This is a genomic window from Streptomyces sp. NPDC028907 (genome assembly GCF_055564995.1).
In genome coordinates this window covers 114,232-139,377 of the sequence record NZ_JBVHVE010000009.1, presented here as the reverse complement: position 1 = coordinate 139,377, position 25,146 = coordinate 114,232, and the positions used below count along the sequence as shown (strand labels likewise).

Here is a 25,146-nt window from a genome sequence, read left to right as displayed (position 1 = left end):
GAATGAAGACTCATTCATACCTTCATGTCAGGCGGTCGCTCGTACGGCTCCCCACTTCCGCGCCCGGCGGGTACCGAACGCCCTGCACACGAGGTAGATCGCGAACGAGATCGTGGTGACGTACGGGCTGATCGGGATGGAGCTGCCCAGGGCCAGCAGGATCCCGCCCTCGATGGAGACCACCGCGAACACCACGCTCAGCACGGGCAGCAGCACCGGAGAGGCCGTGATCCGGGCCGCGGCGGCCGCCGGGGTGACGACGAGCGTGAGGACCAGCAGCGCGCCGACGATCTGCACGGACAGCGCGACCGCGAGGCCCAGCACGATCATGAAGGCGAAGGACAGCGCGCGCACCGGCACGCCCCGCGCCTCGGCCACCTCCGGGTCGGCGCTGGCGAAGGCGAGCGGCCGCCACATCACCGCCAGCGCCACGAGCACCACGGCCGACGTGCCGAGCAGCCAGGACATCTGCGGGGTGTCGACGGCGACGATCTGCCCGGTGAGAATGCCGAACTTGTTCGCCGCCCGGCCCTTGTAGAGGGCGAGGAACAGCACGCCGAGGCCGAGGCCGAACGGCATGATGGTGCCGATCACGGAGTTGCGGTCCCGGGCGCGGGAGCCGAGCAGCCCGATCGTCCCGGCCGCGAGGATCGAGCCGACGATGGAGCCGGCCACGATGTTCACGCCCAGCAGCAGCGCTGCCGAGGCGCCGGCGAACGACAACTCGCTGATCCCGTGCACCGCGAACGGCAGGTCCCGCATGATCACGAACACTCCGACCAGGCCGCCGACCAGACCGAGCGCGGCGCCGGCGATGAGGGAGTTGCGGACCAGGGCGAGCAGTTCGCCGTAGTGGTCGAAGGTGAAGATCTGCTGCCAGATCCCGTCGGCGAGGGTCATGGCCGTACTCCGTGCGGCAGTTCGGGGTGGTGCGGCTCCTGTGCCGCCTCGTCGGGTACGGCGACGACCGTGACACGGTCCCGGACGCGAATGACGTCGACCTGGGTGCCGTACAGCCGCGACAGGGCCTCGGAGGTCAGCACCTCGTCGGGGGCGCCGACGCGGTAGCCGCCGCGGGCGAGGTACAGCACTCGGTCCACCAGTGCCAGCACGGGGTTGATCTCGTGGGTCACGAACACCACCGCGGTGCCGTGGGAGCGGCGCCGGGCGTCGACCAGTTCCGTGACGGCCCGTTGATGGTGCAGGTCGAGGGAGAGCAGTGGTTCGTCGCAGAGCAGGATGCGCGGGTCGGTCACGAGGGCCTGTCCGATGCGTACGCGCTGTCGTTCGCCGCCGGAGAGCAGGCCGACGGGGACGTCCGCGTAGGCGGTGGCCCCGACCGAGGCGAGGACCTCGTCGACGCGGCGGCGTACGGCGCCGCCGCGCGGCCTGGGTCCGAAGCGGTGCCCGTCGATGCCGAAGCGGACCAGGTCGCGGGCGCGCAGCAGCGCCTGCGCGGACAGGGTGGCCTGCTGCGGGACGTAGCCGATGTGCCGGCTGCCCTTGTGGGGCGGACGGCCGAGGACCGTCAACGTGCCCGCGGACAGCTGCCGTTGACCGAGCAGAGCCCGCACGAAGCTGGTCTTGCCCGCCCCGTTGGGGCCGAGCACGGCCAGGAACTCGCCCGGCCGCACATCGAGGTCGAGGCCCTGCCACAGCACGCGCTCGCCGTAGGACAGGGCCGCACCGCGCAGGCTGATCAGCGCGGAGCCGTCGGCCCCGGTGGACGGGCTCACTTGGCCAGCGCGCTCGCGAGCGCGTCGACGTTGGCGGTCATCCAGCCGAGGTAGTCCTTGCCGTGGGGCAGGGTCTCGGTCACGGGAACCACGGGAATCCCGGCGGCCTTGGCCGCCTGTTCGGCCTTCTCGGTCTGCGGGCCGGAGGTCTGCTCGTTGTAGACCAGCGCCTTGACCTTCTTGCCGGTGAAGAGAGCCAGGGTCTCCTGGAGGGTCCGGGCGGAGACGTCGTCACCCTCCTCGATGGCCTCGCTGAACTCCTCGGGCGTCGCGTTCTTCAGCCCCGCGGCCTGGAGCATGTACAGCGGCACGGGCTCGGTGATGGCCACCTGCTCGCCGCCGTGGTCGGCCTTGATCCGGGCTTCCTTCTGCTCCAGCGGCTTCAGCTTGTCCTCGAAGTCCTTGGCGTTCTCGGTGAAGGTGGCGGCGTCGGCCGGGTCGGCCTTGGCCAGGGCGGCGGCGATGCGGTCGGCGAGCTTGGCGACCGTGGGGAAGTCGTACCAGACGTGCTCGTTGAGCTCCCCGCCCGCCGGGGCGGTCTTGCCGGAGACCTTGACCGCGTTGATCACCTCGGCGGAGGAGTCGCCGCTCTTCAGCATGCGGTCGACGAAGTCGTCGTAGCCGCCGCCGTTCTCGATGACGACCTTGGCCTTGGAGAGCGCCAACTGATTCTGCGTGTTGGCCTCGTAGGAGTGCGGGTCCTGGTCGGGGTCGCTGATGATCGAGGTGACCTGGACCTTGCCGCCGCCTATCCGCTCGACCAGGTCGCCGTAGACGTTCGTCGAGGCGACGACCGGGATGACGGACGACGCGGCGGGGCTCTGCGCGGCATCGTTGTCAGCACTTCCGGAGCCGTCTCCGGAGCCGGACGAACCGCCGCAGCCGGTGAGGAGGACGAGGCAGGTGCCGGCTATCAGCGGGGCGAGGAGTCGGGGCGAGGGCGCGGGCATGGGTTCCTCCGGGGCAGGGGAAAGCGGATGGTGCGCCGAGGTCCGTTCGGGCCGGCGCCACGCCCACGCTAGATGAAAACGGATGTCAAAAGCGTCTTTCGGCCGTCCGTAAGGGCAACCCTTACCGAGAACTCACCTTCCGCCAGGTCAGGGGGCGGGCACCTCGTCCAGCAGCTGCGGGCCGTTGTTGCGGACGCTGTTCACGGCCGGGGAGACCGGGCGCGCGGCCAGGTGGCCGTCGGCCGGCGGGGTGAGCAGGGCGCGCAGGTCGTCGGTGGACCGGCGGTCGGGGTCGAGCCAGGCGTCATAGTGCTCGGGGGTGAGGGCGAGCGGCATCCGGGGGTGGACGCGGCCGGCCGCGTCGGTGGCCTCGGTGGTGATGATGGTGCAGGTCAGCAGCCAGGCGGCGGGGTCGTCGGCATCCTTGATCTCCGGATCGCGCCAGAACTCGTACAGCCCGGCCAGGGCCAGGACCTGCCCGTCCTCCGGGTGGATGAAGTACGGCTGCTTGCGGACCTTGCCCGACGTGCGGTCCTTGACCGCGTCCCACTCGTAGAAGCCGTCGGCCGGCAGCAGACAGCGGCGTTTGACGAAGGCCTGACGGAAGGCGGGCTTCTCGTGCACGGTCTCCACCCGGGCGTTGATCAGACGCGCGCCGATCTTGACATCCTTGGCCCACGAGGGCACCAGGCCCCAGCGCAGCGGCCGCAGCCGGCGCCGGGCCGGTTCGCCCTCGTCGGCGCCGCGCGGGGCGCGCTCCAGTACGGCCCACACCTCGTCGGTCGGCGCCACGTTCCAGCTCGGCGCCAGGGTTTCCTCCGGATGCCACTCGGCAACCTGGAACAGCTGGGCGAGGTCCTGGGGGCTGCGGGTGGAGGCGTAGCGGCCGCACATGGGGCCACTGTGCCACGGCGCGGTGGGCACGTCCTCACAGGCTGGCCAGGATCTGGGGCGAGAGATTCTTGATCATGGTGTTGGTCCAGCGCAGCTGCCGCAGCGTCTGTGGATGGCACCCGGTGGCGAGAGCGAGCAGCCGGTCGTCCTTGGTGGCCTGTGCGGCCTGGGCGAGCATCTCCCAGTACAGCGAGTTCTCCGTGGCGTCGAGGTGCAGTTCACGCAGGTCGCGCAGCAGGAGGAGGCCCGGTTCCGGGCGCCGGCCGACCGCCTCGACCGCCTTCTTTCCGAGCGTGGACAGCAGTCCGGGGGTGCCGGTCCCGGACGGGGCGCCCAGGTGCAGGCCGTGGTCGCGGCCGGTGTCGGCCAGGCGTCGGACGTGGTCGCGGGACCACTGGGCGAGGTCGGTGGCGACGTGGTGGACCTCGTGCTCGGTGCGGTGGCGTTCCGCGACGGCCGTCAGCTCGTCGGCCAGGCGCTGTTCGCCGTGGTGGAGGGTGCGCAGGGTGAGCTCGATGCCGTTCACTCGGCGACCTCCTCACGGACGAGGGCAGCGGAGCCGCCGGCGGTGCCCCGTGCCGCGTCGGGGCGGGCAGGTGCGGACGCGGTGGTCGTCGGCGCGGGCGCGGGGTGGCCGTCTCCGCGTTCGACGCGGTGCAGCGCGGCCGCGGCGGTCTTGAACAGGGGCTGTTTGGAGACCGGGTCCCAGTCGGTGATGGTCGTCTCGTTCGCGGCGCGGCCCGCCGTCTCGCCGTCCGGCGCGTGCCCGGCCTTGGTGTCCCAGTAGCCGTAGTGGAACGGGATGAACAGCAGCCCCGGCCGGATGTCCGTCACCCGAAGCCGCCCGCGGACCGCGCCGCGCGGTGTGGTGACGTCCACCAGGTCGCCCTCCTCCAGTCCCAGCGCGGACGCGTCGGATGCGGCGGCCTCCACCCAAACGTCGGGGGCGGCTGCGTTCAGCTGGGGGGCGCGTCCGGTCTTCGTGCGGGTGTGGAAGTGGTAGATCGTGCGGCCCGTGGTCAGCTGGAACGGGTGGTCGTCGTCGGGCTGTTCGTGCGGCGGCAGATAGGCGGCCGCCCTGATGACGGCCTTGCCGTCGGGGTTGAGCGAGCGGTACTCGACGACGTCGTCCGTCGCGCCGGTCACCAGGTCCTTGCCGTAGGACTCGCAGACGTCGGGGTGGGCCCAGGTGATGCCGTCGGTGTAGAGACGTGGCGTGCCCTGGGGGGCCTCGTCGTTGCAGGGCCACTGGATGCCGGTGCCGCCGCGCAGCCGGGCGTGGGTGAGGCCGGTGTAGTCGCAGGGGCGCCCGGCGCTGCACCGCTTCCAGGCCTCGAACGCGGACTCGGGGTCGTGCCAGGTGACGAGCGGGCCGCCGTCCTTGTCGCGGAAGTCCATGCGGGCGGCGTAGTCGAGGAGGATGTCCAGGTCCGGCCTGGCCTCGCCGGGCGGTTCGACGGCCTTGTCGGACAGGTGGACGGTGCGATCGGCGTTGGTGAAGGTGCCGGTCTTCTCGCCCCAGGTCGCCGCGGGCAGAACCACGTCCGCCAACTGCGCGGTCTCGGTGAGGAACAGGTCCTGCACGACCACGAACAGGCGTTCCTGGGCCAGGATCGAGCGGATCCGGGACAGCTCGGGCAGCGATACCGCGGGGTTGGTGCCGGTGATCCACAGCATGCGCAGCGAGCCCTGTTCGGCGTAGCGGAACATCTGCATCGCGTGGGTGGGCGGCGCGTAGTGCGGGATCGTCTTCGGGTCGACGTTCCACACGTCGGCGAGTTCGGCGACGTGCGCGTCGTTCTGCCAGTTGCGGAAGCCGGGCAGGTCGCCGTCGGCGCCGCACTCGCGGGTGTTCTGGGCGGTGGGCTGCCCGTTCATCTGCAGGACGCCGGCGCCGGGTCGGCCGAGCATGCCGCGGATCAGATGGAGGTTGTTGACCTGGACGGCGGCCGCGGTGGCCTGGTGGGACTGGTAGACGCCCTGGAGCACCGTGGACAGCAACCGGTCGGCCGAGCCCAGGAGTTCGGCGGCCTCGGCGATACGGGCGGCGGGCACGTCACAGATCGCCGCCGCCCACTTCGGGGTGCGGTCCCTCACCCGGGACGCCAGTTCCTCGTAGCCGACGGTATGGGCGGCGACGTAGTCGTGGTCGACTCGGTCGGTACGGATGATCTCGTGCAGCAGGGCGTTGAGCAGCGCCACGTTCGTGCCGATGCGGGGCGCCAGGTGCACCGTCGCCCTGCGGGCCACCGGCGTGGGGCGCGGGTCGACGCACAACAGGCGGGGCGGGGCGGCGCCCTCCAGCCGGTCCAGGATCCGCATCCACTGCACGGGCTGTGTCTCGGCGAGGTTGTGGCCGAACAGCGCGATGACGTCGGCGTGGTCGATGTCGTCGTAGGTGCCGGGCTGCCCGTCGCAGCCGAAGGACTCCTTCAGCGCCTCGGCGGCGGTAGAGGTGCACAACCGGGTGTTGCCGTCCAGGTGGTTGGTGCCGATGCCGGCCCGGGCGAGCACGGCGAGGGTGTAGTACTCCTCCAGGAAGAGCTGTCCACTGGTGTAGAAGCCGATCGACCCGGGCCCGCGGTCCGCCAGCAGGTCGCGGGAGCGAGCCACGATCCGGTCCATGGCGGTCGGCCAGTCGCACTCCACCAGGTGCCCGTCCTCACGTACCAACGGCCTCGTCAGCCGGTCGGGCGAGGCATTGGCCTGCCAGGCGAAGAGGTCCTTCGGCTCCAGCCGGCCCCGGTTGACACGGTCCTGCGCCCGGCCGCGCACCCCGACCATGCGTCCGTCGGCGACCGCGATGTCCATGGCGTCCCCGTCGGAGTGCAGGATCGACGCGGCCTGCACCCACCGCTGCACCCCGCCAGCGTCGACGCCGTCCGCGAGACAGGTGTCCACCCGCTCGGGCCACTCCTCGTGTCGTCCGTACGGCGTACGGCTCCCCCACGGCCGCGCGATCCTGTCCACCGAAGCGTCCACGCCCACCTCCCGAAGACCAGCGACGACGCCCGGGGCGCGCCGTGCGTCCCCGGTACCCCTGACCACTGCTGCCTAACGCCGTGCCACAGTCAGCCCTCCACGCCCGTCGCGGTGTGCGCGGCGCCGACCGGCTTGGACTCCGGGGAGCCGCGCTGGCGCAGGTAGATCGACAGGACGACCATCGAGGCCACCGCCAGCAGCTCGGACTGCCAGTTCTGGAAGGTGCGGTTCCAGAAGTCGGCGGCGGTGAGGTACTCGGCCCAGCTGACCGGCGCCTGGAGGTCGCGCAGTTGCTGTTCGTTGTAGGCAGCGGTGCCGGTGACGGACTGGGCGAGCCAGCACAGCAGGAACACGCCGCCCATCACCAGGCCGAGGGACCTGGAGTACACCGCCCGGCGCCAGCCGCCGGCCCGTGCCCAGCGGGGCGCGTCGGCCGGGGCGTGCTCCCCGACGAGTTGGTCCTCGTCGGACTCGGGGCCCGCCTTGCCCAGTTCCTTGGACTCCGGCGAGCCGCGCTGGAGCAGCCAGACGGTGACGAAGATGTACAGGAAGAACTGGAGGTACTCGGACTGCCAGTTCTCCGTCACGTCGACGGCGAAGTCCGACGAGGTCAGATAGGCGCCCAGGCCGATCGGCTGCATCCCGTCGGTGACCAGCGTGTTGTTGAAGTCCGCGTGTCCCGCGACGGCCTGTCCGCACAGCGCCAGCAGGAAGCCGATCCCGAACGCGAGGCTCAGGCCGTTCTCGCGCAGGAAGCGGCGCGGGCTCATCGGTGCATCAGTCCCAGCGTAGTGAAGTAGGCGAGTCCCCCGATCACGAGCACCAGGCACAGGGTGAACATGGTCCGCATCGGACGCCCTCACCCGCCCTTGACCGTGCAGTCGTACGGCTGTTCAGGACGGGGCGCGCACCCGGCGGCGGTCACCTTCCAGCCGGTCGGGAAGTGGGCCAGGAACAGCGTGTCGTCGGTGAGGACCACCCGGGCCTGGTCCCCGTACACGTCCACGTCGCGGACCCTGTCCCCGGCGGGCAGCCGCTCCTGGATCACCGCACGGTCGCAGGACGTCTGCTCGGACTGCTCCAGTTCGTCGAGCGTTCTCGGCGCCAGCAGGGCGCACGCCTGCCGGCCGTCGGACCGCTGCAGGGCGGCCGTGAACCCGGTCGCGGCGGCGGACGCGGCATCCTCGCGCGAGTCGGCGGCACCGCAGCCGGCCGTCACGGCGAGCACGGCCGGCACAACACCGCGGCACGCTCTCCTGATCGCACTCGCGCATCGCATCCGCTCACGTCCCGATCCCTGTGGCGTGGAGGACCAGCATCGGCGACGGGCCGACGGGGCGCACGGTGGGAGACACCCACTCGGGTCACGTGGGAGAAGGGCGTCCACGGGTACTCGGTGGCCGCACGGCGGTGAGCGGCACCGCCCCACTCCACGGAGGGACGTTCCCATGACTCAACATGTCCGCGACGTCATGACGACCGACCCGATGACCGTCGAACCGCTGACCTCGGTGCAGACGGTGGCGCGCATGATGCGCGACGAGGACATCGGTGCCGTACTGGTCACCGAGGGCGAGCATCTGCGGGGCCTGGTCAGCGACCGTGACCTGGTGATCCGCGCCATGGCCGAGGGCGGGGACCCGGACCGCACGACCGTCGCCGAGGCGTGCAGCGAGGACCTGGTCACGGTGAAGCCCGACGACGACCTGGGGCTCGCGGTGCGGGTGATGCGCGAGCATTCCATTCGCCGGGTGCCGGTCGTCGACCAGGGAGATCACGCGGTGGGCATCATCTCCATCGGTGACCTGGCCATCGAACGCGACCCCGGGTCCGCTCTCGGCGACATCAGTGCCGCGCGCCCCAACAGGTGAGCCGCGGCAACCCGTCCTGGAGAGGAGGGTGCGCCATGACGAACCCCGATCCCGAGCCGACCCGAGCTCCCGGTCTCGAACCCGGCAGCGGCGTACCACCTGGTGAGACCCCGCCCGCCGAGGCGGACAGCACGGCCGGTATCTCCTATCCGCAGAACGAGTTGCGCAGGGGCTGGGGAGCCGCTCCGCTCGTCCTGATCATGCTGGTGGTGGCGCTGGTGGCGATCGGTCTGATCGCCATGGTCGTGGCTCTCTGATCGCGTAGCGGCGCCGCGGCGGCCGTGCACCCCTCGGCCGTTCAGGGGCGCGGTGCGCGCTGCAGTACGAGCAGGGCGATGTCGTCGGTGCGCTGGCCGGTGGTGGCGGCCTTCCCGAGCAGCGTGTCGACGAGTATGTCCAGGTCCCGGTCGTCGGCGCCGGCGAGACGGTGGGCGAGCTGGGCGATCGAGTCGTCGAGGTCGGCGCCGGGGCTCTCGACGAGGCCGTCGGTGTAGAGGACGAGCAGCGTCCCGGTGGTGAGCGGGATCTCGGTCACGGGGAACACGGCGTCGGGGTCGATGCCCAGGAGTGGGCCGGGCGGGACGGCGACGGGCCGTGTGCCCCCGTCCGGGAGGCGCAGAACGGGCGGCGGGTGCCCGGCGCTGGCGAGGGCGACGCGTCCGCGGGCGAAGTCGAGGTGGGCGTAGAGGCAGCTGGTGAACAGGTCGGGGCCGAGGTCGGTGAGGAGCCGGTTGGTGCGGTGCAGGACCTGGTCGGGGGGTGTACCGAGGGTGGCGTGGGCATGGACGCCGGTGCGCACCTGGCCCATGAGGGCTGCGGCCGCGACGTTGTGGCCCTGGACGTCGCCGATGACGGCCGCGGCGGCGGTGTCGCCGAGCCGGATCAGATCGTAGAAGTCGCCGCCGATCTCCATGCCCCGGGTGGCGGGCAGATAGCGGGCGGCGACCCGCAGCCCGGCGATCAGGGGCAGGCCGCGTGGCAGCAGTGCCTGCTGGAGGCCGTGGGCGAGCGCGTGTTTTGTGTCGTAGAGGCGGGCGCGGTCGAAGGCCTGGGCGATGAGTCCGGCGAGGGACGTCATGACGGCGCGTTCCTCGGCGGGGAAGGCGTGGGGGCTGTCGTAGGACAGGATGCAGACGCCGACGGGCCGGCCGGAGATGATCAGGGGGAGGAAGGCCCAGGCCTGCTTTCCGCTGATCAGCGGCGCCTCGGGATAGCTGCGCCGCATCTCCTCCGGGTCGGCGAAGAACGCGGGGATCCCGCTGCCGAGGGCCTGCCCGGCCGGGGTGAAGGTCGTGTCGAGGGGCAGGCCGTCGAGGCGTCTGATGGTCTCCGAGGGGTAACCGCGGTGGCCGGTGATCCGCAACCGGCCGGCGTCGGCGGTGGACAGCACCAGGCCCTGGGCGCCGAAGGCGGGCATGATCTGGTCGGCGACGAGATCGACGACATCCTGCACCCCGACGACCTCGGTGAGCGCGGCGGCCAGGTGCAGGAGCTGGTAGAGCCGACCGGTCCGGGCCGCGGTGGGGGCGCGAGCGGGTCGGCGGGGCGCCGGTGAGGGCGGCGGGTGCGCGCCGCTGGGGACGATACGGGCGCTGATGCCGCTGGCGTCCGGGTACAGCTGAATGTCCAGCCACAGGTCGGGCGGGCGGCACGCGGTGAACGAGACGGGTTCCCGGCTGATCACCGCCGCACGGTAGCGGTCCTCGTGGCTGGGGTCGTCCAGCCAGCGCAGGGACTGCCACGGCTGGGTGCCCAGCAGTTGACCGGCATCACGGCCCAGCAGTTCACAGGCGCCGGAGCTGACGTAGGTGAAACGGCCTTCCAGGTCCAGTGCGCAGCTGCCGCCGGGCAGCCGCTCGACGAAGTCGGACAGCGCCGTCTGCGGGCTCGCCGAGCGGCGGCCGGTTCCGACCGGGACGGCACGCGGCTGTTCGCGCCGGGCGGGGAGGCCGGTCGTCCCGGCCGTCTCCTCCAGCAGCCGGGCCAGCCGGCGGCAACTCGACGTGATGTTGCCCCGCTCCCGTCGGGTCATGTACGGCGGGCGTGTCGCAGGCCACATCAGGAGCAGGGACCCCCACCGCCGTACGCCGTCGACCGGCGCGGCGACCAGCGCCAACGGGTAGGGCAGGACCAGCGCGGTGCGCGGGTAGGAGCGGACCAGCTCCTCCTGACTCCCGACCCACACCAGCCGGTCCTCGCGGACGGCGTCGGCGACGGGTGCCGGGGAGGCGAGCGGGACCGCGGTCCACGGTGCGGCGAACTCGACCGGAGCCCCGCACAGCAGATCCAGCCGGAGCAGCCGCTCGTCCGGTGCGAGCAGGTACAGGGCGCCTATGGACGCACCGGTCCGGCGCACCGTCTCCGCGAACGCGGCGTCCAGCGCCTCGGCGTCCGGGGACGGATCGCCCGTACCGGTCACGCCGCCCATACCAGGACGCTACGCCCCAGGAGAGCGGTTGGCACGTGGCCGACCGCATCCGCGACCCGGCCCGTCGGCCGGTCCGGGTCGGCCCGGGCTCACAGGTGGAGGTGTCGCTCCAGCCAGTCCGCGGCGGCCCGGCGGAACAGTCGCCGGTTCTCCGCGCGCAGGAAGTCGTGGCCCTCGTCGCGCAGCGTGAGCAGTTCGGCGTCGATGCCCCGCTCCCGCGCGGCACGTACGAACTGCTGGGACTCCCCCGGCGGCACGTTGGTGTCGTGCTCGCCGTGGACGGCGAGCAGGGGGACGCGCAGCGCGTCGATGCGGCTCATCGGCGACAGGGCGTTCAGCAGCTCCCGGTCGCGTTCCGGGTGGCCGTACTTGTGCGCCGCCGACTCCGCGATCCAGGGCTCCGTACCGGCGAAGAAGGTGAGGAAGTCCGACATGCCGCAGACCGCGACCGCGGTGCGGAACAGCTCCGGGTGCCATACGACGGAGGCGAACGTCAGATAGCCGCCGTAGGAGCGCCCCATCACCGCCAGCCGGGTGGGGTCGGCGGGGCCCGCCATGACCGCGTGGCCCGCGCAGTCGGCGACGTCGTCGAACGCGGCGAAGCGACCGGAGCCCAGGTCGGCGTCGACGAAGGAACGGCCGTGCCCGAGGGAGCCCCTGACGTCGGGGGCGAAGACGTCCAGGCCCCGTCCGACCAGCTCGTGGTAGAGCGGGTGGAACACCGGACGTTCCTGTTCCTCGGGGCCGCCGTGCAGATGGATCACACAAGGTGCCGGTTCGTCGTAGGCCCGGCCGGGCGCTCGGTAGTACCAGCCGCTCAGGGGCAGCCCGTCCCGCGCCGTCAGACGCAGCGGGACGGGGCGTACCGGCGGGCGGCCGGGCGGGACGGCGTCCTCGTCCTGGGAGGACCAGGGGGTGCGGAGCATGGACACGCCTTCGTGGGCCCACCAGATACCGGGTCGGCGTTGTGATCCGGACAGGGCGAGCATCAGTCGTCCGGCGCCGGCGGCGGTGATACGGGTGACGACCTCGTGGGGCAGGGGGACGGGCCGGGCGGGGCCGGTGCGGTCGGGGGCCCGCCGGGCCGGGAAGGTCTCGACGAGTTCCAGCTCGCTGGCTCCCTGGACGTTCCAGGCCAGCGCGGCGGTGCGGCCGTCGTGGGCGAGGGCGAGGAGTTCGAGGTCGCTGCCCTGTCGTTCCGCCACGACCGACACGGCGCGTGCTTCGCCGCCGCCGTCCAGGGCGACCGCGAAGAGCGCCGCGTACTCCCGCGCGGTGTTGGTGCGCAGCCACAGGGTCCGCCCGTCCGGGGAGAACCGGCCGATCCACGGGTCGCCGTCGGCGACCGGCAGGGTGAAGGTGTTCTCCGCGTCGGCGATGCGCCGGACGACCGCCTCGCGCCGGCCGCGCGGGCCCCGGCGCAGCAGCGCGAGGCCGCCGTCGCGGCTGAGATCGCACAACCTCAGGGAGGCGGCGTGGGTCTCCGTGGTGAGCAGCACGGGGGACGCCAGACCGTCCGGGTCGATCAGGTAGAGCGACAACCCCCCGTCGGGCCGGACCACGGGAGCCGCGGGAGCCGCGACGTCGATGGCCGTGCCGAGGGGCTGTCTTCCCGGTGCCGCGTCGTGGGCGGCCGGGCCGAGGAGCGTCGGATGACCGTCCCGGTCCGCCCAGTCGGCCGTCAGGCGGGTGCCGAGCGGGTGGCCGTCGACGGGTTCCACGTCCGTGTCCGGCACGGCGTGCCCGGCGAATCCCTCGAACCGGGGGGTGGGCGGCGCCGCGAAGGTGACGGCGACGGCCGAGCTGTCGTGCGCCCAGCACCCCAGATAGGCGGAGCTGGCCGGGTCGGAGCCGGCCAGGAGACGCCGGCCGGAGCCGTCGGGCCGCACGCACAGCACACGCGTGTGCTCACCGCCGCCCGGCGCGGTGGTGTACGCGATCCAGCGGCCGTCCGGTGACCAGAGCACCTCCTTGACGGGATCCGGTGAGGAGTCGAGGAGCCGTACGTCGTCGGTGCCGACGGAGCCGGCCCACAGCTGCGGCACGCCGCCCCGGTCGCAGATGAAGGCCGTCTCGGTGCCGTCGGCGTTGGCCGAGGGGTACCAGCAGCCGTGTGCGCGCAGCCGTGTCACGGCGTCGCGCGGGCCACCCGCTTCGGGCAGCGGCACCGGTTCCGGGGCCGCGCGGGCAGTGTCGTGCAGGTCCCCCGTCCGGCTGTCGGGGGGCTGCGCGCGAGCCGGATCGACGGCCCCGGGACGAGCGAGCACGTGCGCGGGGGCGTGTGCCGCCCGCGTCTCCCCGTCCTCGGTCACTTGATGCCGTGGGTCTGCAGCCATATCTCCAGCAAAGCAATCTGCCACAGGGCGTTGGCGCCGCGCCTGGTCCGGTGCTCGTCGGGTGCCGCGAGGAGCTCGGACACGTACGACTCCTGGAACAGACCGCGCCGTCTGGCCTCCGGTGCCTCGAGTGCCGTACGCACGCGTTGCAGAACGGGGCCCGCCATGTGGCGGATCGCCGGGACGGGGAAGTAGCCCTTGGGCCGGTCGACGATGTCGCGGGGCAGGAGCTTGCGGCCGGCCTCCTTCAGTACGCCCTTGCCGCCGTCGGCCAGCTTCAGTTCCGGCGGGCAGGCCGCCGCCAGCTCCACCAGTTCGTGGTCGAGGAAGGGCACCCGGGCCTCCAGGCCCCAGGCCATGGTCATGTTGTCGACCCGTTTGACGGGGTCGTCGACGAGCATGACGTGGGTGTCCAGCCGAAGGGCGGCGTCCAGCGCGGTCTGCGCTCCGGGTACGGCCATGTGCCGGTCGACGAAGCGGCCGGAGACGTCCTCGTGGGGGATCATGTCCGGCCGCAGGACCCGGGCGAGATCGGCGTGCGAGCGGTCGAAGTACGTCGCGGCGTAGCGCTCCGGTTCCTCCTCGCGGGAGACCTCCGCGAGCCGCGGGTACCAGTGGTAGCCGGCGAAGACCTCGTCGGCGCCCTGGCCGCACTGGACGACCTTGACCTCCTTGGAGACCTGCTCGGACAGCAGGTAGAAGGCGACCACGTCGTGGCTGATCATGGGCTCGCTCATCGCCGCGACCGCCCCGTCCAGGGCCGTGGAGACCCGGTCGGAGGGCACCATCAGCTGCCGGTGGACGGTCCCGAACTCCCGGGCCACCAGGTCCGAGTACCGGAACTCGTCGCCCTTCTCGCCGCCCTCCGTCTCGAATCCGACACTGAACGTCATCAGGTCGCGCTGGCCCTCGTCGGCCAGCAGCGCGACGATCAGGCTGGAGTCGAGGCCGCCGGAGAGCAGGACGCCGACCTCCACGTCGGAGACCGTCCTGCGGCGTACGGCGGTGCGCAGGGCGTCCAGTACGGCGTCCCGCCATTCGTCGGCGCCCATGCCGGCGCGTTCGGCCCGGCGGGTGTAGGAGGGCTGCCAGTAGCAGTGGTCGCGGTGGGTGCCGTCCGGTTCGACGACCCGTACGGTGGCGGGCGGCAGCTTGCGCACGCCGTTGAGGACGGTGTGCGGTGCGGCGACCGTGGCGTGCCAGCTCAGGTACTGGTGGAGGGCCACCGGGTCGAGTGAGGTGTCGATGTCCCCGGCAGCGAGGAGCGCGGGCAGCGTCGAGGCGAACCGCAGCCGGCCGGGTGTCCGCGCCAGGTACAGGGGCTTGATGCCGAGCCGGTCCCGGGCGAGGACGACCCGGCCGGTGCGGTGCTCGACGATCGCGAAGGCGAACATGCCGAGGAAGTGCTCCACACAGGCGGTGCCCCACTGCTGGTAGGCCTTGAGCACCACTTCGGTGTCGGAGGTCGACTCGAACCGGTGCCCGAGCCCGCGGAGCTCCTCGCGCAGCTCCGGATGGTTGTACACGCAGCCGTTGAAGACCCCGGTGATCTCCGCGCGGGCGTCGGTCATCGGCTGGGCGCCGCGGTCCGACAGGTCGATGATCTTCAGTCGCCGGTGGCCGAGCGCGACCGGGCCCCGTGCCCAGGTGCCCTGGCCGTCGGGCCCACGGTCGGCGAGCCGGTCGGTCATCCGGCCGACCGCCGCCCGGTCGGCTCGCCGACCGTCGAAGCGGATCTCCCCAGTCAGACCGCACATGACGGCCCGCCTCCCTTCCACGCCTCTGCGTTGACGCAACTCCACGGGAGTGCCGGCTCGCGTCCGCCTGCCGGGTTCGTGTGGATCCGGGCGGTGGTGCGAGACAGCACGAAGCCCCTTCCGGGTGCCCCGGTGATGTTCACCGGCACATCAGCCTCCGATGCCGTCCGGCGAGGCCGGGTCGGCGGAGGCGTGCGAACGGCGCGTGACGACGACCGGTGAGAGCACACGGTCGTGGCGACGGCGCCGTACCGGCCTGCGGTGTCCGCGTTCGCCGCGGGTCTCGGCGATCAGCATGTCGACACAGCCCAGCAGGTCCTCTTTCTGCGCGGCCCGGCGTATGCGCTGGGCGGCGCTGCCGTCCGCGAGGGCCGCCTCGGTCAGCTCCCGTACGGCGTCCCAGTCCCCGTGGGTCTCCAGCGCGGGCCGCAGCCGGACGAGCAGTTCGCGCACGACCTGGTGGGCGGGCGCCTCCTGGTGGGTCTCGGGGTCCACCAGGGTGCCTTCGAGCCCGGAGCGGGCGGCGCGCCATGACGCGCCGCGCAGCCAATCGTGCCGACCCGCGCACCCGGGGGATCCGCTCGTGCGCAGTCGCTCGCGGGCCTCGGTGACCAGGGCGCGGAAGAGCCCGGCGAGGAGGACGACGGTCTCCGGCCGGGGGCAGGCGTCGCAGGTGCGCAGTTCCAGGGTCGGCAGATGGGCGGAGGGGCGGACGTCGTAGTAGATCATCCCCGCGTCGCTGATGACCCCGGCTCGTACGAGCTCGTCCACGGCCGCGTCGTACTCGGCCGCGTTCGGGTAGCAGCCGACCGGTCCGGCAGTGGGCCAGCGCTGCCACAGCAGGGTGCGCCAGCTGGCGTACCCCGTGTCGGCGCCCTGCCAGAACGGTGAGCTGGCGGAGATGGCCAGCAGCACGGGCAGCCAGGGCGAGACCTCGCACATGACGCGGACGGCGGTGTCGCGGTCGGGTACGTCCACATGGACCTGGGCGCCGCAGATGAGCTGTTCGTCAGCGACTTTCCGGTACTCGTCGGCCATGTGCCGGTAGCGCGCCCCGGGGGTGAGGTGTGCCAGCGCGGCGGGCGCCAGGGGGGCCGTGCCGGCCGCCACGACGGCGAGGCCCAACGAGGAGGCTGCCGCGTCGAGTTGCCGTCGGGTGCTGGTGAGGTCGGTGTACAGGTCGTGCAGGGATGCGTGCACCGCGCTGTTCGACTCCACCGTGCACTGATGCAGTTCGGTCGTGAAGGTGCGTCTGGGAAGCCGTCGCAGCACCGCGTCGGCACGCGGGACTAGCCTTCCGCTCTCCACCTCCAGGACGTGGAACTCCTCCTCCACTCCGATGCACACGGTCACGATCGCTCCTAGGGATCCGAGAGCCCGCGGGGTGGGGATCACCCGGCCCCGGGGAGATGCGGCGGCTTGTGGTGCTTTCTGAGTTCCCACCTTTCGGACAGGTAAGCTCCATTTGCGCATTTGAGCCGCGGGTCTCACAGATGAGCAGGACGGGCCGGCCGACCGCCGCGGCCTCGGGGCCACGGCCCTGCTCGTGGACGATCGTCGTCTCCAGGATGGGGGAGAGACCGCGCAGCAGCCAGTTGACACCCTCCGGATCAGCCCTGACGCGGCAGCGGCCCGGTCGGGTCGGCCGCCGCCCGGGCGGGTTCCATCCGCGGGCCGATCCATTCGCGGAGCAGGACGGTGACATCCTCCCGGAGAACGCTCGTGGTACTCGAGAACGGCGTGGATGAGTCGGCGCAGGGTCTCGGGGACGGGAAGTCCGTCGGCGTGGCGTCGAAGATCGTCAGCTCCGCGTCGTTCAGCTCGGCACCGGGGCCGCTCCCCGTTCCAGCAGCGGGCACAGGAGCGCCGCACGCTCCTGGTCCCGGACATGCACGATCACACCCGCCGCACTCACCGAACTGGCCGGTGACCGGGCGTACGGGGTCAACGCGACACTGGAGGCCAGGTTCTCCCGCGGTGTGCCGTGGCGTATCCAGGTGATCACCTACGACACCCCGGCCCTGTCGAGCACCACCGGGAGCAGCGACGGCATGACCATACCCACCCGGTTCCGCGGGGACATGCTGGCGACGACGGCGGCCAAGTGCGACGACGGAAGCAACGCCGGCCCGGCGGACTGGGCCGACTTCCAGCAAGGGGACGCCTCCTTCACGGCGTACACCGACGACGCCATCAAGCTCACCCCCGACTTCGTCAACTCGCTCAGGGACGGCTCCCGGGTGACGCTCACCTTCCACTTCTGGAGCGGCGCCGCGGTGACGTACCACGTCACCAGGTCGGGCGACTCGGTGCCCGGCGCGGCCGTAGCGGCCTCGTAGATCTCAACGCACGGCGCTCGTCAGGGAGTAGTCGACTGAAGCCGGCCACCACTCCCTGACTCCCTTTCCCCGGAACCCCTTTACGCGACTGACATGTCCCTGTAGCTTCCGCGCTGCAAGAACTTTCAGGAACTTTCCGGCCGCGCTTGCAGGCCGCGGAGCACTCGGACCACGCACGATCCACGCCGGATCCACGCCGTAAGGGAGTCGCCATGAGATCCGCACCTCCGCGCCGGCCGAGACGCCACCTCGTGGCGTTCGTGGCTACGGCCGGGCTGCTCGGGCTGGTGTCCACAACTTCGGTCGCAGACCCGGCCGTTCCACTCCAGCCCGTGGCCGATACGGCCGATACGGCCGGCACGGCGACGGTCTTCTACTACACGAAGACCAAGAACTGGCCGTCGACATACCTGCACTACGCGCCGGACGGCGGCTCCTGGACGACCGTGCCCGGCACGCGGATGGAGAGCGCCTGCGCGGACTGGGTGAAGAAGACGGTCGACCTCGGCTCGGCGGCGGGACTGCGGGCCACCTTCAACAACGGCAGCGGCACCTGGGACAACAACGGCGGCAACGACTACGCGCTGGGCACCGGCACCATCACCGTGAAGGACGGCGTGATCGCCCACAGCGACCCGTGCGCCGACACCGGCACGGGCAGCGGCAACCAGGCCACCGTCTACTACTCCACCGCCACCTCCGGCTGGACCACGGCGAACATCCACTACGCCCCCACGGGCGGATCATGGACGACCGCGCCCGGCGTCGGCATGGAGTCCGCCTGCACCGGCTGGTGGAAGAAGACCCTCGACATCGGCACCGCCACCTCCCTGAAGGCGGCCTTCAACAACGGCAACGGCGTCTGGGACAACAACAACAGCGCCGACTACACGATCCCGACCGGCACCACGACCGTGCAGGACAAGACGGTCACCACCGACGCCGCCGACCCCTGCGCCACCGAGGAACCCGACACCGAGGCACCGACCGCTCCGGCCCGGGTCACCGCCGACGCCACCAACACCTCGATCGTGGTGAGCTGGGACGCCGCCACGGACGACGTCGGTGTCGCGAAGTACCAGGTCACGCGCACCGGCGGCACCAAGGGCACCGTCGTCACGGACGTGGGCTCAACCGTGTACTCCGACACGGGGCTTGAGGAGAGGACCGCCTACACGTACACGGTGAAGGCCGTCGACGCGGCCGGCAACACCTCGCCCGCCTCCGCCGAGGCGACCGCGACGACCGGCGACACGGCCCCCGCGCCCGCCGCAGGCAGCCCGCTCGGCACGGATCCCCGCAAGGACCCGATCTACTTCGTCCTCACCGCCCGCTTCCACGACGGCGACAGCTCCAACAACCGCGGCGGCAGCCAGCACACCAAGTCCGGGAACGCGGCGAACAACGACCCCATGTTCCGGGGTGACTTCAAGGGCCTGGTCGAGAAACTCGACTACATCAAGGCGCTCGGCTTCTCCGCGGTGTGGATCACCCCGGTCGTCCTCAACCGCTCGGACTACGACTACCACGGCTACCACGGCTATGACTTCTACAAGGTCGACCCGCGCCTGGAGTCCGCCGGCGCCACCTACCAGGACCTCATCAACGCGGCGCACGCCAAGGGCATGAAGATCTACCAGGACGTCGTGTACAACCACAGCTCCCGCTGGGGCGCCAAGGGCCTGTACACGCCTACCGTCTACGGCGTCCGCGACTCCCAGTGGAGCTGGTACTACGACGAGCGGAACGAGGGCTTCGAGTACGACGGCCTCACCGTCGAGCCCAAGTCGGGGAAGTCGTACTACAACGGCGACCTGTGGTCCACGGCCGAGCCGACCGGCAACACCTGCGTCAACTGGGGCAAGCCGACGGGCGGCAAGAGCGCCGAGGGCTACACGCTCTACAACTGCCAGTGGCCGAGCCCCACTTCGGGCATGTTCCCGAAGGCCTACTACCACCAGTGCTGGATCGGCAACTGGGAGGGCGAGGACTCCCGCTCCTGCTGGCTGCACGAGGATCTGGCCGACTTCGACACCGAGTCGACACCCGTGCAGAACTACCTGATCGGCGCCTACAACAAGTACATCGACATGGGCGTGGACGGCTTCCGGGTCGACACGGCCGTACACATACCGCGCGTCACCTGGAACCGTCGTTTCCTGCCCGCGATCCAGGACCGCGTCGCCCAGAGGTTCGGCGCCACGGCGGCGCGGAACTTCTTCGTCTTCGGCGAGGTCGGCGCCTTCGTCAACGACAAGTGGAACCGTGGGTCGGTGAACCACTCCGCGCAGTTCTTCACCTGGAAGGAACGCAAGGAGTACAGCGCCGACGACGAGACGGCGGCCATCGAGCAGTTCACCTACGAGAACAACCTCGGCACCGGCAACCAGCCGACCTCCACCAACGCCTTCCTGAACGGCAACAGCTACCACACCCCTGACCGCAGCCGGTTCTCCGGCATGAACATCATCGACATGCGCATGCACATGAACTTCAGCGACGCGCAGAACGCCTTCGGCAACGGCAAGGACTCCGACGACAGCGTCAACGACGCCACGTACAACGTGGTCTACGTCGACAGCCACGACTACGGCCCCAACAAGTCGAGCACCCGCTAACACCGGCGGCACCGACGCCTGGGCCGAGAACATGTCCCTGATGTGGACCTTCCGCGGCATCCCCACCCTGTACTACGGCTCGGAGATCGAGTTCCAGAAGGGCAGGCGGATCGACTGCGGCCCCAGCTGCCCGCTCGCGTCGACGGGCCGCGCGTACTACGGCGACCACCTCCAGGGCACCGTCACGGCCTCCGAGTTCGGTACGGCGGACTCGGCCACCGGCGCGGTCGCCACCACCCTGGCCCAGCCGCTCGTGAAGCACCTCCAGCGCCTGAACCAGATCCGCCGAGCCGTCCCGGCCCTCCAGACGGGCCAGTACTCGACCGACGGCATCAGCGGCTCGATGGCCTTCAAGCGCCGCTACACCAACGGCACCACCGACAGCTTCGCCCTCGTCACGGTCACCGGGGACGCCACCTACACGGGCATCCCGAACGGCACCTACCGGGACGCCGTCACCGGCGACGTGAAGGCCGTCTCCAACGGCACGCTCTCCGTGCCGGCGCCGGGCAAGGGCAACCTGCGGGTGTACGTACTGAACGGACCCGGAAAGATCGGAGCCGACGGGCCCTACCTGAAGTAGGCGGGCCATGGGGGCATTTCCTCCCAGGGATGTAAACCGAGGGATGCATGGCGGGCGCGGATGTGGATCCGCGGGTTGATGGCAGACGCACCCACCGTTCATAGCGTTGAGGAATGAGCTCGTGGCATTCAGTCGCGACGAGACTTCAGCGAAAGGAATCCGGTGGGACGTATATCCCTGGTGGGTGCTGCCGTCGCCATGGCTCTGGCAGGAACTCTCTGCACCGCGACCGCCCATGCCGACACCCACGCGGTACAACCGACCAGCGCGGAACCAGTGGTGCCCAAGCCGTCCGGGCACCATCCGGTCGGCAGGACGACTGTGCACCTCAAGGACGAGGGACGGCCCGATCCGTGGGTCCCCTCCACCGACCGGGAGTTGATGGTCTCCGTGTGGTACCCGGCCGCTCGGCCCTCGGACACACCTGCGCCCTATATGACTCCCGAAGAGTCCAGGCAGTACGTCGAGGCCAACGAACTGGCCCTGCCCCCGGACCTGTTCAGCAAAGTGACGACCCACTCCACCGTGGACGCCGAGCCGGCGAGAGCCCGGGGCGGGCTTCCCCTGGTCGTGCTGTCGCCCGGGTTCGGCATGCCCCGTGCCACTCTCACCGGTCTTGCCGAGGACCTCGCCAGCCGTGGCTACGCCGTCGCCGGGACAGGACACAACTACGAGGCCGACGGCATCTCGTTCCCCGACGGGCGCACGACCCCGTGCATCGCGTGCGAGAACACGGACTACCCCAAGGTCGGCGCCGTCCGAGCCGAGGACATCTCCTTTCTGCTCGACGAACTCACCTCGGAACGACCTGCCTGGAAGTACGGTGCGCTCATCGACACCGACCGCATCGCGATGGTCGGGCACTCAGCCGGCGGGTTCAGCACGATTCCGGCCATGCTGCGGGACCCGCGCATCAAGGCAGGGGCCAACATGGACGGCAATTTCCGGTTCCCCAACGACACCCCTTTGCAGCGACCCGTCATGATGCTGGGCAAGCCCAGCCACGTACCCGCCGGCCCTGACCCGACATGGGACGAGACCTGGAGCGAACTGACCGGATGGAAGCGCTGGTTCAGCGTCGACGGCACCGAGCACCTCTCCTTCACCGACCTGGCGCCCCTGGCCAAGCAACTCGGCATCCCGCTCCAGAGCCTGGACGGTGATCGCGCCGACGCCATAACCCGCGCCTATGTCGCCGCGTTCCTCGACACACACCTACGGGGCAGGAACACACCCCTGATGAACGGCCCGTCGGCACGCTTCCCGGAAGTGCGTTTTCATCTGCGGTAGAAGACCAGGCAGGCACACCGCACGAGACGGGAAGGGCTCACCGCTTCTCCCAGACGGCCCCAGCCCCTCAGTCGTCGTGCTCCACGCCGATGAGGACGAAGGCCATGGTGACCGCTTGGCCACTGCGGTTGCGCCAGGCATGCCGGGTACCGTTCTGTATGACGATGTCCCCCGCCGAGAGCTGGGTGCAATGGCCGTCGTCGAGTTCCAGGACGATCTCGCCGTGCAGCACGATGCAGTAGTCCACGGTCGGGGTGGCGTGCATGCCGTCGGGCTCGATGAGCTCAGCGATGCCGGGTGAGTCGGCCCGCTGCTCCCGGTCGAAGGCGACAGGGTCGAACGCCGGGTCGGCCATCGCGGATTCCGGCGGGAAGGTCAGCACGATGAACCGTGTGCCGCCGGGCGTCGGCAGCAGGCTGGTGACCTTCGGTGTGGGGTCCTCCCCTGTCCTGCCGACCCGTGCGCCGGGGTCAGTGGCCCAGGGCAGGCGGGACACCCAGCCGGGCAGAGTGGTGAAGTCCCGGCTACGCGGGATCGGGCCATCGCTGACGACGATCGACTTGCCGTTCTCGTCATGTCCGGTGACGACTCTGCGCATGAGGCTCTCCTCGGTCGGGTCCGCCGGGACCGTCGCATCGGTGGGATCAGTAGGGCCGGACGCTGCCGGGCTCGGTCGGGGAAGTGAGGGCGGTTTCCCAGGCGTCCACGACGTCCCAAACCGTGGGAGCTGGCGCCCGCAGCAGGGCAGTCGCCACCGTGCGTACGAAGAGCGTGTGCCGGTGGTCGGTGAGGTACTCGACCGGGGACTTGCCGTCCACGCGGGCCAGCAGCAGCGCCGGCAGCAGGGTCGCGGCCCGCTCCTCAAGGGCTGACCGGGGCTCCCAGTCGACGTGCCGCACGTATTCCCCGGTCAGCACCCGCGCGGAGCGCAGGAGTTCGGAGCGGCGTCCGGACACCACGAGGCTCTTGAGCAGCAGATGGTTGACACAGAAGGCCAGGTCGAAAGCCGGGTCCCCGTACCAGGCGCACTCGGCGTCCAGCAGCACGGGCCCCGACGGACCGACGAGGATGTTCTTGGGGCTGACATCACCGTGCACCAGGGCCAGGTGCGTGGTGGCCGTGCGATCGGCCAGGCTCTGGAGTACGCCGCTCAGGCCTGGATGTGCTGCTGCGGTCGCCAACAGGTACGGCTCGATGCGCAGCGCGTGGAAGTTGTCGTCCGTGGCGAACTCCTCGGCGACGGCGGCGTCACCCGCGCTCGCCGCGTGCAGCCCGCCGAGCAGTTCGCCGACGGCCGCGGCAGTCGCCACGCGTACTTCGCCGTCGAGGAGCTGCGCCTTCCACATCGGGTACCGCTCGGGGGGCAGGTACGCCATCGCGAAGAGGCCGGCTTCGGGGTCGTGGGCCAGCAGGTCGGGCACGCTGTCCGGGCGGTGCCGGGACGCGAATCGCATCCACGCCCATTCATAGGCGTTGCGCGACACCGGTGCCTGCCAGTCGGCCGCGACCTTCAGTCTGGGCAAGGCGCGCTTGACGCAGAGCGAGCGCCCTGGGAGGTCCACCCGCCACAGGTCCGAGGAGACGCCGCCGGCCAGCGGCGTCCAGCGAGCGGCCGCAGCGGGCTCGGCGAGCCCCTGCGCGATCAGGAAGTCCGTCAGCGTGGTGTCGGGCGTGGGGCCCGGGCCCGCCTGCGCCGAGGTCGGGCTCATCGCTGGTCACCCGACCCGGCGGACAGTCCACGAGGGCTGTTGCACGCGTGGGCCGGGCTCCCGCCGGCCAGGATCCGTACGACTTCCTCGGCGGCACGGCGGCGCAACTCCGTGACCGACGCGTCGGAGGAGAAGGCGACGTGCGGGGTGAGCAGCGCCCCCGGCTGGGCCGACAGCCCGGCGGGGACCTCGGGCTCCGACTCCAGCACGTCGAAGGCGGCACCGCCCAGGTGCCCGCTGTCGAGCGCCTTGATCACGGCGTCCGTGTCCACCAGGCCGCCCCGGCTGACGTTCACCAGCAGGCCGCCCGGCGGCATCTGCGCCAGTTGCTCGGACCCGATGATGTGGTGTGTGCCGGGTGTCAGCGGCACGTGAAGGATCACCACGTCACTGTGGCGCAGGAGTTCGTCCAGACCCACCATCTCCACCCCGGGGACGTCGCTCGGCGAGTGCGGGTCATGGGCCAGGATTCGGCAACCGAACGCGCCGAGCTTGCGCGCGGTGGCGCGTCCGATCCGCCCGAGACCGACTACGCCGCAGGTCAGCGCGGACAGTCGGCGCAGCCGTGCGCTCGCGGGGTCCCACCGGCCCGCGCGGACCTCCCGGTCGAACACGGCCAGGCCCCGCGTCCAGGCCAGCACCATCCCGACGGCATGGTCGGAGACCTCTTCGACGCAGTAGTCCGGCACATTGGTGACCCACACACCCCGCTCGGTGGCGGCGTCCACGGCGATGTTGTCCAGGCCGACCCCGAGCCTGGCCACGATGCGAAGTGCCGGCGAGCTGTCGATCGCGGTGGCGGAGACCGGCGCCCAACAGGTAAGGATCCCGGCGGGCCGGTGCTCGGCGACCAGTTCCTCGATCACCTCGGCGGAGGCGGGCTCGGCGGGGCCGGTCACCAGGGTGTGGCCCGCCTGCTCGATGACCGATCGCTCGACGGAGTCGTCGGGCCAGGCGTGGTCGGTGAGCAGCACGGTGCCTGGGCGGCTCGGTGGTTTCATGGCAGGTCGTCCTCGCAGAATCGTACGGCCGCAGCGGACGGCCGGGCGTCCCGCCCGGGTCGCATCCGGTCAGCAGGTTTGATCGTCATCCAGAACGGGCGGCCGTGTCACGTCCGACCGTGTCCTGGGGCCGCCATGGGTGGGCGGAGAGGGTCACTGGGCTGGGGTGACTGTCGGCGCTCGCCGACTTGTGGTCGGTTCGGGCGCCGCGCCAGGCCCCTGGAACGGGTCACGAGACGCCGGGGCACGTCGAATCACTCTGTCACAGCCACGTGATGCTAACGATAGCACTCACGGGCTCGCACCCGTCAAGAGCGCGACGAACAGCCCGGCCGTCGATCCCGCACGGGAAGGCCCTGTCGGTGGCCAGGAGACCCGCCCACCACGGGAAAAACAAAGACCACCGAAGAAATCCGTTGTTCACGTCTTGACGCGCCACGGACTTCCGTTCATGGTTCTGGCAAACGCCGACCGTGTGACCCGACGAAATGGCCGCACGAGGTCCGGCTGTCGAAGACGCCATAGCCACGGACGTCCCCGACGGGCGACATACGGCCGAGTTCCGCATGCGGCATGCGACCGCGCGGCACCCCATCGCCCTTTCCGCCGGTCGGCGGCCGTATCGCCGTCGACGGCTCGACCGAGTCCGTGT

At 71.0% G+C, this 25,146-nt stretch carries 20 protein-coding genes and 1 pseudogene; 5 read left to right on the top strand and 16 right to left on the bottom strand.

Annotation, left to right across the window (positions count from 1 at the left end; genetic code table 11):
• Nucleotides 1-27 precede the first annotated feature (27 nt).
• The 8 genes from ACZ4UU_RS27165 to ACZ4UU_RS27130 form a co-directional block, all read right to left on the bottom strand.
• The gene (locus tag ACZ4UU_RS27165; RefSeq protein ID WP_471905972.1) at nucleotides 28-900 is read right to left on the bottom strand and encodes a metal ABC transporter permease; all 873 of its coding nucleotides are present in this window, start codon (nucleotides 898-900) and stop codon (nucleotides 28-30) included.
• Entirely contained in the window at nucleotides 897-1,736 is an 840-nt protein-coding gene (locus ACZ4UU_RS27160) for a metal ABC transporter ATP-binding protein (RefSeq protein ID WP_471905971.1), read from the bottom strand. The genes ACZ4UU_RS27165 and ACZ4UU_RS27160 overlap by 4 nt, the downstream gene beginning before the upstream one ends.
• Nucleotides 1,733-2,686 carry a metal ABC transporter solute-binding protein, Zn/Mn family gene (locus ACZ4UU_RS27155; protein ID WP_471905970.1) on the bottom strand — a complete coding sequence of 318 codons (954 nt, stop codon included), beginning with the start codon at nucleotides 2,684-2,686 and terminating at the stop codon, nucleotides 1,733-1,735. Before ACZ4UU_RS27155 ends, ACZ4UU_RS27160 begins: the two co-directional genes overlap by 4 nt.
• A gap of 147 nt (nucleotides 2,687-2,833) precedes the next feature.
• Nucleotides 2,834-3,580 carry an SOS response-associated peptidase gene (locus tag ACZ4UU_RS27150; RefSeq protein ID WP_471905969.1) on the bottom strand — a complete coding sequence of 249 codons (747 nt, stop codon included), beginning with the start codon at nucleotides 3,578-3,580 and terminating at the stop codon, nucleotides 2,834-2,836.
• Nucleotides 3,581-3,614: 34 nt separating this feature from the next.
• Nucleotides 3,615-4,106, bottom strand: a complete 492-nt coding sequence (locus tag ACZ4UU_RS27145) for a hypothetical protein (protein ID WP_471905968.1) — start codon at nucleotides 4,104-4,106, stop codon at nucleotides 3,615-3,617.
• Nucleotides 4,103-6,562, bottom strand: a complete 2,460-nt coding sequence (locus ACZ4UU_RS27140; protein ID WP_471905967.1) for a molybdopterin oxidoreductase family protein — start codon at nucleotides 6,560-6,562, stop codon at nucleotides 4,103-4,105. The genes ACZ4UU_RS27145 and ACZ4UU_RS27140 overlap by 4 nt, the downstream gene beginning before the upstream one ends.
• Nucleotides 6,563-6,651: 89 nt before the next feature.
• A complete protein-coding gene (locus tag ACZ4UU_RS27135) occupies nucleotides 6,652-7,332 on the bottom strand; it encodes a DUF6766 family protein (RefSeq protein ID WP_471905966.1) in 681 nt (226 codons plus the stop codon).
• Between the two features lie 89 nt (nucleotides 7,333-7,421).
• Nucleotides 7,422-7,790: a hypothetical protein gene (locus ACZ4UU_RS27130; RefSeq protein ID WP_471905965.1), complete on the bottom strand. Its 369-nt coding sequence runs from the start codon at nucleotides 7,788-7,790 to the stop codon at nucleotides 7,422-7,424.
• Between the two features lie 220 nt (nucleotides 7,791-8,010).
• On the opposite strand from ACZ4UU_RS27130, the gene ACZ4UU_RS27125 reads away from it, so the two are divergent.
• Together ACZ4UU_RS27125 and ACZ4UU_RS27120 are read left to right on the top strand one after the other, a co-directional pair.
• The gene (locus ACZ4UU_RS27125; RefSeq protein WP_471905964.1) at nucleotides 8,011-8,433 is read left to right on the top strand and encodes a CBS domain-containing protein; all 423 of its coding nucleotides are present in this window, start codon (nucleotides 8,011-8,013) and stop codon (nucleotides 8,431-8,433) included.
• A gap of 35 nt (nucleotides 8,434-8,468) precedes the next feature.
• Nucleotides 8,469-8,690, top strand: coding sequence for a DUF6480 family protein (locus tag ACZ4UU_RS27120; RefSeq protein WP_471905963.1), 222 nt, complete (start codon nucleotides 8,469-8,471; stop codon nucleotides 8,688-8,690).
• A gap of 41 nt (nucleotides 8,691-8,731) precedes the next feature.
• On the opposite strand, the gene ACZ4UU_RS27115 is transcribed toward ACZ4UU_RS27120, so the two are convergent.
• From ACZ4UU_RS27115 to ACZ4UU_RS27095, 5 genes are all read right to left on the bottom strand, one after another.
• On the bottom strand, nucleotides 8,732-10,861 hold the full coding sequence (locus ACZ4UU_RS27115) for a SpoIIE family protein phosphatase (protein WP_471905962.1): 2,130 nt from the start codon (nucleotides 10,859-10,861) through the stop codon (nucleotides 8,732-8,734).
• 89 nt (nucleotides 10,862-10,950) lie between these two features.
• Nucleotides 10,951-13,197 carry a S9 family peptidase gene (locus tag ACZ4UU_RS27110; protein ID WP_471905961.1) on the bottom strand — a complete coding sequence of 749 codons (2,247 nt, stop codon included), beginning with the start codon at nucleotides 13,195-13,197 and terminating at the stop codon, nucleotides 10,951-10,953.
• The gene (locus ACZ4UU_RS27105; protein WP_471905960.1) at nucleotides 13,170-14,954 is read right to left on the bottom strand and encodes an N-acetylglutaminylglutamine amidotransferase; all 1,785 of its coding nucleotides are present in this window, start codon (nucleotides 14,952-14,954) and stop codon (nucleotides 13,170-13,172) included. Before ACZ4UU_RS27105 ends, ACZ4UU_RS27110 begins: the two co-directional genes overlap by 28 nt.
• 150 nt (nucleotides 14,955-15,104) lie before the next feature.
• Complete coding sequence (locus ACZ4UU_RS27100) at nucleotides 15,105-16,307, bottom strand: carboxylate-amine ligase (RefSeq protein ID WP_471905959.1); 1,203 nt, start codon at nucleotides 16,305-16,307, stop codon at nucleotides 15,105-15,107.
• 257 nt (nucleotides 16,308-16,564) lie between these two features.
• Entirely contained in the window at nucleotides 16,565-16,813 is a 249-nt protein-coding gene (locus ACZ4UU_RS27095) for a hypothetical protein (protein ID WP_471905958.1), read from the bottom strand.
• A 120-nt stretch (nucleotides 16,814-16,933) separates the two neighbouring features.
• On the opposite strand from ACZ4UU_RS27095, the gene ACZ4UU_RS27090 reads away from it, so the two are divergent.
• The 3 genes and pseudogenes from ACZ4UU_RS27090 (at nucleotide 16,934) to ACZ4UU_RS27080 (ending at nucleotide 21,784) form a co-directional block, all read left to right on the top strand.
• Complete coding sequence (locus ACZ4UU_RS27090; protein ID WP_471905957.1) at nucleotides 16,934-17,293, top strand: hypothetical protein; 360 nt, start codon at nucleotides 16,934-16,936, stop codon at nucleotides 17,291-17,293.
• Nucleotides 17,294-17,505: 212 nt separating this feature from the next.
• A pseudogene (locus ACZ4UU_RS27085) lies at nucleotides 17,506-20,494 on the top strand (carbohydrate binding domain-containing protein).
• Nucleotides 20,495-20,656: 162 nt separating this feature from the next.
• Nucleotides 20,657-21,784, top strand: a complete 1,128-nt coding sequence (locus ACZ4UU_RS27080; RefSeq protein WP_471905956.1) for an alpha/beta hydrolase family protein — start codon at nucleotides 20,657-20,659, stop codon at nucleotides 21,782-21,784.
• Between the two features lie 67 nt (nucleotides 21,785-21,851).
• Here ACZ4UU_RS27080 and ACZ4UU_RS27075 read toward each other — a convergent pair whose 3' ends face one another.
• From ACZ4UU_RS27075 to ACZ4UU_RS27065, 3 genes are read right to left on the bottom strand one after another with little or no spacing between them, the layout of a single operon-like run.
• Complete coding sequence (locus tag ACZ4UU_RS27075) at nucleotides 21,852-22,382, bottom strand: cupin domain-containing protein (RefSeq protein ID WP_471905955.1); 531 nt, start codon at nucleotides 22,380-22,382, stop codon at nucleotides 21,852-21,854.
• Between the two features lie 46 nt (nucleotides 22,383-22,428).
• Nucleotides 22,429-23,493, bottom strand: a complete 1,065-nt coding sequence (locus tag ACZ4UU_RS27070; RefSeq protein WP_471905954.1) for a phosphotransferase family protein — start codon at nucleotides 23,491-23,493, stop codon at nucleotides 22,429-22,431.
• Nucleotides 23,490-24,494, bottom strand: a complete 1,005-nt coding sequence (locus tag ACZ4UU_RS27065) for a C-terminal binding protein (RefSeq protein ID WP_471905953.1) — start codon at nucleotides 24,492-24,494, stop codon at nucleotides 23,490-23,492. The genes ACZ4UU_RS27070 and ACZ4UU_RS27065 overlap by 4 nt, the downstream gene beginning before the upstream one ends.
• Nucleotides 24,495-25,146: the final 652 nt, after the last annotated feature.

Excerpts from the sequence above, each read along its gene's own strand:
- ACZ4UU_RS27065 (WP_471905953.1), bottom strand. The coding sequence starts at position 24,494 with ATGAAACCACCGAGCCGCCCAGGCACCGTGCTGCTCACCGACCACGCC.
- ACZ4UU_RS27115 (WP_471905962.1), bottom strand. The coding sequence starts at position 10,861 with ATGGGCGGCGTGACCGGTACGGGCGATCCGTCCCCGGACGCCGAGGCG.
- ACZ4UU_RS27135 (WP_471905966.1), bottom strand. The coding sequence starts at position 7,332 with ATGAGCCCGCGCCGCTTCCTGCGCGAGAACGGCCTGAGCCTCGCGTTC.
- ACZ4UU_RS27070 (WP_471905954.1), bottom strand. The coding sequence starts at position 23,493 with ATGAGCCCGACCTCGGCGCAGGCGGGCCCGGGCCCCACGCCCGACACC.
- ACZ4UU_RS27120 (WP_471905963.1), top strand. The coding sequence starts at position 8,469 with ATGACGAACCCCGATCCCGAGCCGACCCGAGCTCCCGGTCTCGAACCC.
- ACZ4UU_RS27075 (WP_471905955.1), bottom strand. The coding sequence starts at position 22,382 with ATGCGCAGAGTCGTCACCGGACATGACGAGAACGGCAAGTCGATCGTC.
- ACZ4UU_RS27110 (WP_471905961.1), bottom strand. The coding sequence starts at position 13,197 with ATGGCTGCAGACCCACGGCATCAAGTGACCGAGGACGGGGAGACGCGG.
- ACZ4UU_RS27125 (WP_471905964.1), top strand. The coding sequence starts at position 8,011 with ATGACTCAACATGTCCGCGACGTCATGACGACCGACCCGATGACCGTC.
- ACZ4UU_RS27105 (WP_471905960.1), bottom strand. The coding sequence starts at position 14,954 with ATGTGCGGTCTGACTGGGGAGATCCGCTTCGACGGTCGGCGAGCCGAC.
- ACZ4UU_RS27150 (WP_471905969.1), bottom strand. The coding sequence starts at position 3,580 with ATGTGCGGCCGCTACGCCTCCACCCGCAGCCCCCAGGACCTCGCCCAG.
- ACZ4UU_RS27165 (WP_471905972.1), bottom strand. The coding sequence starts at position 900 with ATGACCCTCGCCGACGGGATCTGGCAGCAGATCTTCACCTTCGACCAC.
- ACZ4UU_RS27155 (WP_471905970.1), bottom strand. The coding sequence starts at position 2,686 with ATGCCCGCGCCCTCGCCCCGACTCCTCGCCCCGCTGATAGCCGGCACC.